This window comes from Desulfatibacillum alkenivorans DSM 16219, assembly GCF_900142135.1.
In the GTDB taxonomy this organism is placed as follows: Bacteria; Desulfobacterota; Desulfobacteria; order Desulfobacterales; family Desulfatibacillaceae; genus Desulfatibacillum; species Desulfatibacillum alkenivorans.
The window spans coordinates 1-7915 of sequence record NZ_FQZU01000078.1; the positions used below are offsets into that span (position 1 = coordinate 1).

Consider the following 7915-nt stretch of genomic DNA (forward strand, 5'->3'; position numbering starts at 1 on the left):
GCGCTGAATCCTTATCTTTGCCAATCTCCAAGGAACAACTGGCCTATCTTCTGGGGACCACCCCCGAGACCCTGTCCCGTTCTCTTGCAAAGATGGTGGAAGATGGATTGATTGCGATGGAGGGGAAAGAAATTACGGTCCGAGATGAATTGGGCTTGAATGGTTTGGCTTCGGTTTGCATGCCCAAAGAGTGACCGGATGTAAATTTGCGCATAGGGTGACGAACCATGCCAGCCAACCTGGGAACACGTCACCCCCATTGGTACAACGATACCCCGGGTGAAAGCGAAACCTTCAGAGCCCGCGCCCCAGTAACCCACCATGGTTCTTATTGGTGAGGCACTTCCAATCTGATCTCTCTTCTCAAAAATAACTTGAAGTGGACTGCGAAACGGAGAACGCCTGGCGGGTCCGGCCCGCGAGGGAAGTGAAGGGAATCCATTTTAGAAATTAGACGCCACGGCTTGGCCATGGTATATTGATACAAAACAGGCAGATTGAGATAAGGGGAGCCGGCGCTGGCCCATCTCTTGCTTTAGATGGAAGATTGAGATTTAAGGCTAAGTTGCAAGGCTCTAATTTTAATAGCAAATATTTTTAGGCCCCTCTTTTGAGGGCTGAAAGGAAATGGGGCCGATGTTTATGACACCCCCCAAAACCTCCCAGGCAAACTGTTGTCAGTTAGTTCTATGGGCAATCCTGTGCCTTTCCGTATTTTTTCCAGCCACTGCTTTTGCAGGCAATACCGATGTTGAGCATGGGGCTTCCATTCAATCCGGTTGTGAGGTTGATTATCCGCCCTTCAGTTTCGTGGATTCGGAAGGCAGGCCCAGCGGCTTTTCTGTCGAGTTGCTCCGGGCGGCGCTCAAATCCATGGGGCAGGACGTCACATTTCGCACCGGCCCTTGGGCGGAGGTGCGCGGTTGGCTGGAAGATGGGGAGGTGGACGCTCTTCCACTCGTAGGCCGCACCCCGGAGCGAGAGCCCCTTTTCGATTTCACTTTCCCATACATGTCCCTTCACGGCGCCATCGTGGTGCGCAACGGCACCAAAGGTATCTGGGAAATCGAGGATTTGCGTGGAAAGGCCGTCGCCGTGATGAAAGGCGACAATGCCGAGGAGTTCCTGAGGCGCGAAGACCGTGGCATGGAAATTCACACCACGGCGACCTTCGAGGAGGCTCTGCGGGAGCTTTCCCAAGGGCGTTATGACGCCGTGGTCATTCAGCGGCTCGTTGCCCTTCGCATCATTCAAAAATCAGGGCTGACCAACCTGCACGTCGTTGAAAATCCGGTCAAGGGGTTCCGCCAGGACTTCTGTTTCGCCGTCACCGAAGGGGACCGTGAAACCCTCGCGCTCTTGAATGAAGGGCTGGCTATAGTCATGGCGGATGGCACTTACCGGCACCTGCACGCCAAGTGGTTCGCCTCCCTGGAACTGCCCACCAACCGGCGTATCGTGGTGGGAGGCGATCACAACTTCCCTCCTTTCGAATATCTGGATGAACACGGGCGCCAAACAGGTTTCAACGTTGACCTCACCCGTGCAATTGCCCGGGAAATGGGTCTCGACATCGAAATCCGCCTTGGACCCTGGGCAAAAATTCGTGAAGATTTGGCCCGGGGAGAAATCGACGTCATCCAGGGAATGTTCTATTCCCCGGAACGGGATCTGACATTCGACTTCACGTCTCCCCATACAGTGAATCAATACGTCAGTGTAGTCCGTCGTGGTCAAGACACGCCCCCCGGCAGCCTGGAAGAATTGCAGGGCCTGCGGATTGCCGTTCAGACGGGTGACATCATGCACGACCATGTCCTGGAGAATGATGTTCAGGCCGAGATAACGGCCCTGGATGCCCAGGAAGACGCATTGCGGGAGGTGGCTGAAGGACGGCAGGATTGTGCTCTTGTTTCACGCCTGACCGCTCTGTATTGGATTAAGAAATACGGTTGGGAGAACCTCGTTCTGGCGAAAAAGCCCATCCTGACCAATGAATATTGTATTGCCGTTCCACAGGACCGGAAGGCCCTGCTTGCCCAGTTCGGAGAAGGGCTGAAACTGCTCGAAGAAACCGGGGAGTATCGTAAAATTTACCAGAAATGGATGGGGGTGTACGGCCCTCCTCTCCAGTCATTAAGATCCATGCTAAAGCACATGGCCTATGTCGCCATTCCTCTGCTGATCCTATTGCTGGGTATTTTTCTTTGGTCTCGGACTCTGAAACGTCAGGTGGCAAAACAAACCAAGGATTTGCGGGAGGGCACGGACAAATTCCGGTTTGTCTTCGAGTCGGCCAACGTGGGCAAGTCTCTAACACGTCCCGATGGTGAGATCCGTGTCAATAAAGCGTTTGCCGACTTTCTGGGTTATTCCCGGGAGGAATTGGCCGGCAAGACATGGCAGGAAATCACGCCGCCCGAGGACATCGAGCAGTCCCAAAATATGATAAGCCCCCTCCTTAATGGGCGCCAGGATTCCACCCGTTTCCACAAAAGATACATCCACAAGAACGGCTCCTTCGTATGGGCGGATGTCAGCGTCATGATGCGGCGCGATGAAAACGGCAAGCCCATGTATTTTGTAACGACAGTGGTGGACATTGACGAACAGAAGAAGGCGCAGAAGGCTTTGCGCGAAAGCGAGGAGTTCCAACGGGCCATGATCGCCTGTTCTCCTGTTGCTTTGTACAGCATTGACATGGACGGCAGGGTGACAAGTTGGAACAGTTCCGCCGAAAGGGTGTTTGGCTGGCGGGCGGACGAAATACTTGGCGAGCCCCTGCCTATTGTTCCTGAAGAAAGCGGCGATGAGTTTGACGGATTCAGGCGTCAAGTTATGGAAGACGGCGGCTTTGTGGGCAAGGAACTGATTCGACAGAGGAAAGGCGGCTCCCGTTTTCCGGTCAGCCTGTCCGTGGCGCCGATTTATGACGACAGCGGAGAGACGGTGGGAATTATGGGCGCCGCCCAGGACATCTCCGACAGAAAGGCGGCGGAAGACGCGCTTAGGGAAAGCGAAGCCAGGTACAGCCGCACCCTGGATAACATGCTGGAGGGTTGCCAGATCATCGGCTTTGACTGGAAATATCTCTACGTGAACGACGCGGCCGGCCGGCATGGCAAAAAAACACGGGAAGAACTTCTGGACCGCACCATGATGGAGGTTTATGACGTAACAAAAAACAGGGAATTGTTCCATGTCCTGCAAAATTGCATGGAAACCCGGACGCCTCAGAGGATGGAGAACGAGTTCTTCTACCCGGACGGCTCCTCGGGCTACTTTGAACTGAGTATTGAACCCGTCCCCGAGGGCGTTTTCATTCTTTCCATCGACATCACCAAAAGGAGGCGCGCCAAGGCAGCCCTTGAAGAGAGTGAAAAGAAGTACCGATTGCTGGCGGAAAACACCCTTGACGTCATCTGGACCATGAACCTTGACCTTGAGTTCACCTACATCAATCCGTCCATACAACAAATGACGGGGCACACGGTGGATGAATGGGTGGGCAGCCGTCTGCAGGACCACTGCGACGAAGAAAACTTCGGGATCATGGCCGAGGTGGTGGCCGAGGAAATGGCCAAGGGACCGCATGGTTCCGGAGTCATCTTTGAAGCGGACATGCTCAAAAAGAACGGGGACCCCATACCCGTCGAAATCCATGGAAAGGTCATTTTTGACGAGCATGGTGAACCAATGGGCCTGCAAGGAACAACCCGCGATGTCAGTGAGCGCAAACAATCCGCGCGGCGCATCCGGCATCTCAATCAGGTTTTGCTGGCCATCCGGGACATTAACCAGCTCATCGTCCGCGAGAAGGAAAGGGATGCCCTGATCCGAAAAGGGTCCCGCCTTTTGGTCGCACATCGCGGGTATCCATCTGCTTTGATTGTCCTGGTGGACCCGGATGAAAAGCCCGTTTTCTGGGCCATGGCAGGGTCCGCGGAGGACTCCGAGGAACTCGCCCGTATATTCCAACAGGGAGGTTTGCCGGCTTGTTGCAAAATGGCGAAGAGCGAAAAGGAAGTCCTTGTGGTCTCAGATCAGAAGACCATATGCGGGGCATGCCCCATCTTCGAAGAATGCCGTGAAAGCCAATCCCTTTGCCTGCCTTTGATTCATGACGAGCAATTGTTCGGATATGTTGCCGTTGCCGCCGAAAAAGGGCTCACGGTGGACGAAGACGAGTTGAGCCTTTTCAGGGAAATGGCTGAGGACTTTGCTTACGCACTCAGCGTCATGAAAACAGAGGAAGAACGGCAAAGGCGTGTTGAAGAACTGCGTGAGAGCGAGGCCCGTTTCCGCATGTTCGCGGACCTGGCGCCCGTGGGCATCGTGATTTCGGATGACCAGGAAAACACCTTGTATGTGAGTCCGAAATTCACCCAGATGTTCGGTTATACCAAGGAAGACATGCCCTCGGTCAGGGAGTGGTGGGAGCTTGCCTACCCCGCCGAATCCCTTAGAAACCGCGTCCGCGAGGAGTGGGCCGAAGCGGTCGAACGGGCCAGGAAAACCCGTTCAGACATAAAGCCCATGGAATATCCGGTCACCTGCAAGGACGGGAGCGTCCGGATCATCGAGTTCAGGATGAAATCAACCGGAAACATGAACGTGGTCGTCTTCACGGACAACACGGAAAAAAGAGAAGCCGAGGGGGAACACGAAAAGATTCTCGCCCAATTGTCCCAGGCACAGAAAATGGAGTCCGTGGGCCGGCTGGCCGGAGGCGTGGCACACGATTATAACAACATGCTGAGCGTCATTCTTGGGTATGGCGAGATGGCCATGGAAAAGGTGCCCCATGGAGATCCACTTGAAAACGACCTTGAGGAAATAGTGAACGCCGGCAAACGCTCCATGGAGATCACCCGTCAGTTGTTGGCTTTTGCCCGCAAGCAGACGGTGAGCCCCAAGGTTGTCTCCCTGAATGAAACCGTCGAAAACATGCTCAAGATGCTGCGCAATCTCATCGGAGAAGACATCGACCTGGCATGGATGCCTGGAGAAGAGATGTGGCCGATCCGCATTGATCCGTCCCAGGTGGATCAGATTCTCGCCAATCTCTGCATCAACGCGCGCGACGCCATAGCCGGGGTTGGGAAGATCACCATCGAGACGGAAAATGTGGTTTTCGACGAAGAATTTTGCCTGGTCAACCCAGGCTTCGTTCCTGGTGAATATGTGATGCTGGCCGTAAGCGATGACGGTTCCGGCATGGACCCCGAAACGATGGATAACGTTTTCGAACCGTTTTTTACCACAAAGGAGCTGGGCAAGGGAACCGGCCTTGGGCTTTCGACGGTTTACGGAGTCGTTAAGCAAAATGAAGGATTCATAAAAGTCTACAGCGAACGGGAAAAAGGCAGCACCTTCAAAATCTATTTGCCTCGCCATCGCGCCAAAGAAGAAAAGAAACCGGTTGCAGCGCCCGCCATCTCCGCCAAACGCGGGCATGAGACCATTTTGCTGGTGGAAGACGAGCATTCGATTTTGAAAATGGCGGCGACCATGCTGAAAAATCTCGGATACCAAGTCCTGGCCGCATCAACGCCGGGTGAGGCCATAAATCTGGCGCGTGAACATGCGGGCGAAATTCATCTTGTCATGACGGACGTGGTCATGCCGGAGATGAACGGCCGTGATCTGGCGAAAAACCTGATGTCCCTCTATCCCGACATGAAGCGCCTATTCATGTCCGGGTATACGGCGAACGTCATCGCCCATCACGGCGTTCTCGACGAGGGCGTGCATTTCATCCAGAAACCCTTTTCGATGAAGACTTTGGGGGAAAAGGTTCGCGAGGCCCTGGACGAACCATGATGATGAAGATGCAATTTTCTCCATTCCTTTTTCATCATTGTTTCTTCGTTTGCGACCTTCCTGAAGCTGAGGCTGTTACCCAAGGAACTGAAATTCTGACTCCTACAACGCCTCAAAACGAACTCGTGACCAGGAAACCCGTGTATATCACATAGCCTGCCACCAACAAAGCCCCCTCCACCCGGTTGATGCGGCCCGGGCGTCCCCGAAAACCGTACCCGATCACGAAGAGCGACAGCGTAAGGACGGCCATGACCGGCATGTCCCGGGTCAAAACCTCCGGTGAAATGCCCATGGGGTGGATGACGAAGGCGATGCCCACCACGGCCAAAGTGTTGAACAGGTTGGACCCGAGAATGTTCCCGAGTGCAATGTCGTGCTCGCCTTTGCGGGCGGCAATGATGGAGGATGCCAATTCAGGCAGGGAGGTGCCCAACGCCACGATGGTCAGGCCGATCACGAGGTCGTTCACCCCGAATCCCTGGGCGATTTCAACCGCACCCCAGACGAGAATCCGTGAACTCACAATCAAAAGCAGCAGGCCCACGATCATCCAGAAAACGGCGCGGCCAAGTCGCATTTCCCTGGCAACCAGTTCCCGCTCCATCCCCCGCTCCAAGGGATCGCCCTTTTTCTTCAAACCCTGGTGGATGGTCCATGCCATGATGCCGGCAAAAAAAGCCAGGAGGATCAGGGCGTCGGTCCGCGTGATTTTTTCGTTCCATAGCAGGAAAGCAGACAAACCGGTAATGAAAGTAAGGATCGGCAGTTCATTTTTAAGCACCCGGGACTGGACGGTGATGGGCCGCAGCAAGGCGGTGAGCCCCAGTATCAAACCTATGTTGGCGATGTTGGAGCCATAGGCGTTGCCAAGAGCGATCCCTGGGTTGCCCTGCATGGCGGCCATGGCGGAAACCACCATCTCTGGCGCCGAAGTGCCGAACCCCACCACCACCATGCCGATGAGCAGCGGCGACATGCCGAAATGCCTTGCCGTGGATGCCGCCCCCTCCACGAAGCGGTCCGCGCTCCACAAGAGGAGCCCAAGGGCAAATACAATGGCTGATATGGGAACAATCAAGGAAAACAACTGTGCACCTCTTTCATATAATCCATGCCCCTGAGTACGGCGGGTATTCCCTCCAAGCCCACGAGCCACGTGGCTAAAGACCACGATATTTCAGTATATTATAAATGATCTCTTGGCAAATATAAATCTTTCGACCCCATTTCAACGACACTTGCGAAGCCTTTGGTGATAGCCACCCAGACCCTTTGGCTCCTCGTCACGCTCCAATTTATGTCCTGGGCTTTGGACATACGCACTCCTAAATTTCACTCCTCCGCTGCCTTTGCACCAACCTTATGACACTCTGTCGTGTTGTGATCATCTTTTTAGCGCCTATCTTGTTTATGCGTCAAATTTCTATTCTTTGTCGTTTGACAATTTATTTAGATAAGACTATATTTGCACCTCTCATCTCATTTCTCTGTCAATGAGGAGATCGACCATGAAGTACCAGGTTTTCTTTTCCAAACAACCCGTCTTCACCCTTGAGGAACTGGACGCCGCCCTCGAATCCAGAGGATCGCCCAGTTCCAAAAAACGGAAGGCCATGCTTGCCTATTACCGAAAGCAGGGCCGGCTGCTCATGGTGAGGCGTGGCCTGTATGCCGTCGTGCCCGAGGGAATGGAACCGGACACCGCGCCAGTGGACCCTTTTCTTCTCGCCGGTAAGATGACGCCCGACTCGATCCTGGCCTACCACACCGCCCTTCAATTCCATGGCAAGGCGTACACGGTGAGGAATGATTTTCATTACCTGTCCCGCACCAAATCCGTCCCGTTGCGGTTCCGATCTTTCGAATTTCATTGCGTGACCATGCCCAAGGCCCTGGTGAAGAACGGCGCTGAGTATTTCGGGGTGGAAACGGCCGAGCGCAGGGGGGTGACCCTTCACGTCACGAATCTTGAACGGACCCTGGTGGATGTCATGGACCGCCCGGACCTTTCCGGTTCATGGGAAGAAATCTGGCGTTCCCTGGAATTGGTGGAATTTTTCAATCTTGACCAAGTTGTGGAGTACGCCCT

Annotated in this window: 4 protein-coding genes; 3 read left to right on the top strand and 1 reads right to left on the bottom strand. The window is 54.3% G+C overall.

The annotated features are described in order from the left end of the window. Together BUE18_RS26860 and BUE18_RS28380 are read left to right on the top strand one after the other, a co-directional pair. The coding region (locus BUE18_RS26860) for a Crp/Fnr family transcriptional regulator (protein ID WP_139264995.1) at nt 1-194 on the top strand (194 nt) is incomplete at its 5' end. Between the two features lie 448 nt (nt 195-642). Continuing rightward, a complete protein-coding gene (locus tag BUE18_RS28380; RefSeq protein ID WP_244549387.1) occupies nt 643-5823 on the top strand; it encodes a PAS domain S-box protein in 5181 nt (1726 codons plus the stop codon). Between the two features lie 112 nt (nt 5824-5935). Here the strand turns inward: BUE18_RS28380 and BUE18_RS26910 are convergent, their stop codons facing one another. Then, complete coding sequence (locus tag BUE18_RS26910; protein WP_211482851.1) at nt 5936-6913, bottom strand: calcium/sodium antiporter; 978 nt, start codon at nt 6911-6913, stop codon at nt 5936-5938. A gap of 421 nt (nt 6914-7334) precedes the next feature. Between BUE18_RS26910 and BUE18_RS26915 the strand changes: the two genes are divergently transcribed. Further along, nucleotides 7335-7915: type IV toxin-antitoxin system AbiEi family antitoxin domain-containing protein (locus BUE18_RS26915; RefSeq protein WP_073479208.1), on the top strand; the 581-nt coding region annotated here is incomplete at its 3' end.

What these genes read in the sequence shown, in the direction of transcription:
- BUE18_RS28380 (WP_244549387.1), top strand. Translation starts at nt 643, where the DNA reads ATGACACCCCCCAAAACCTCCCAGGCAAACTGTTGTCAGTTAGTTCTA.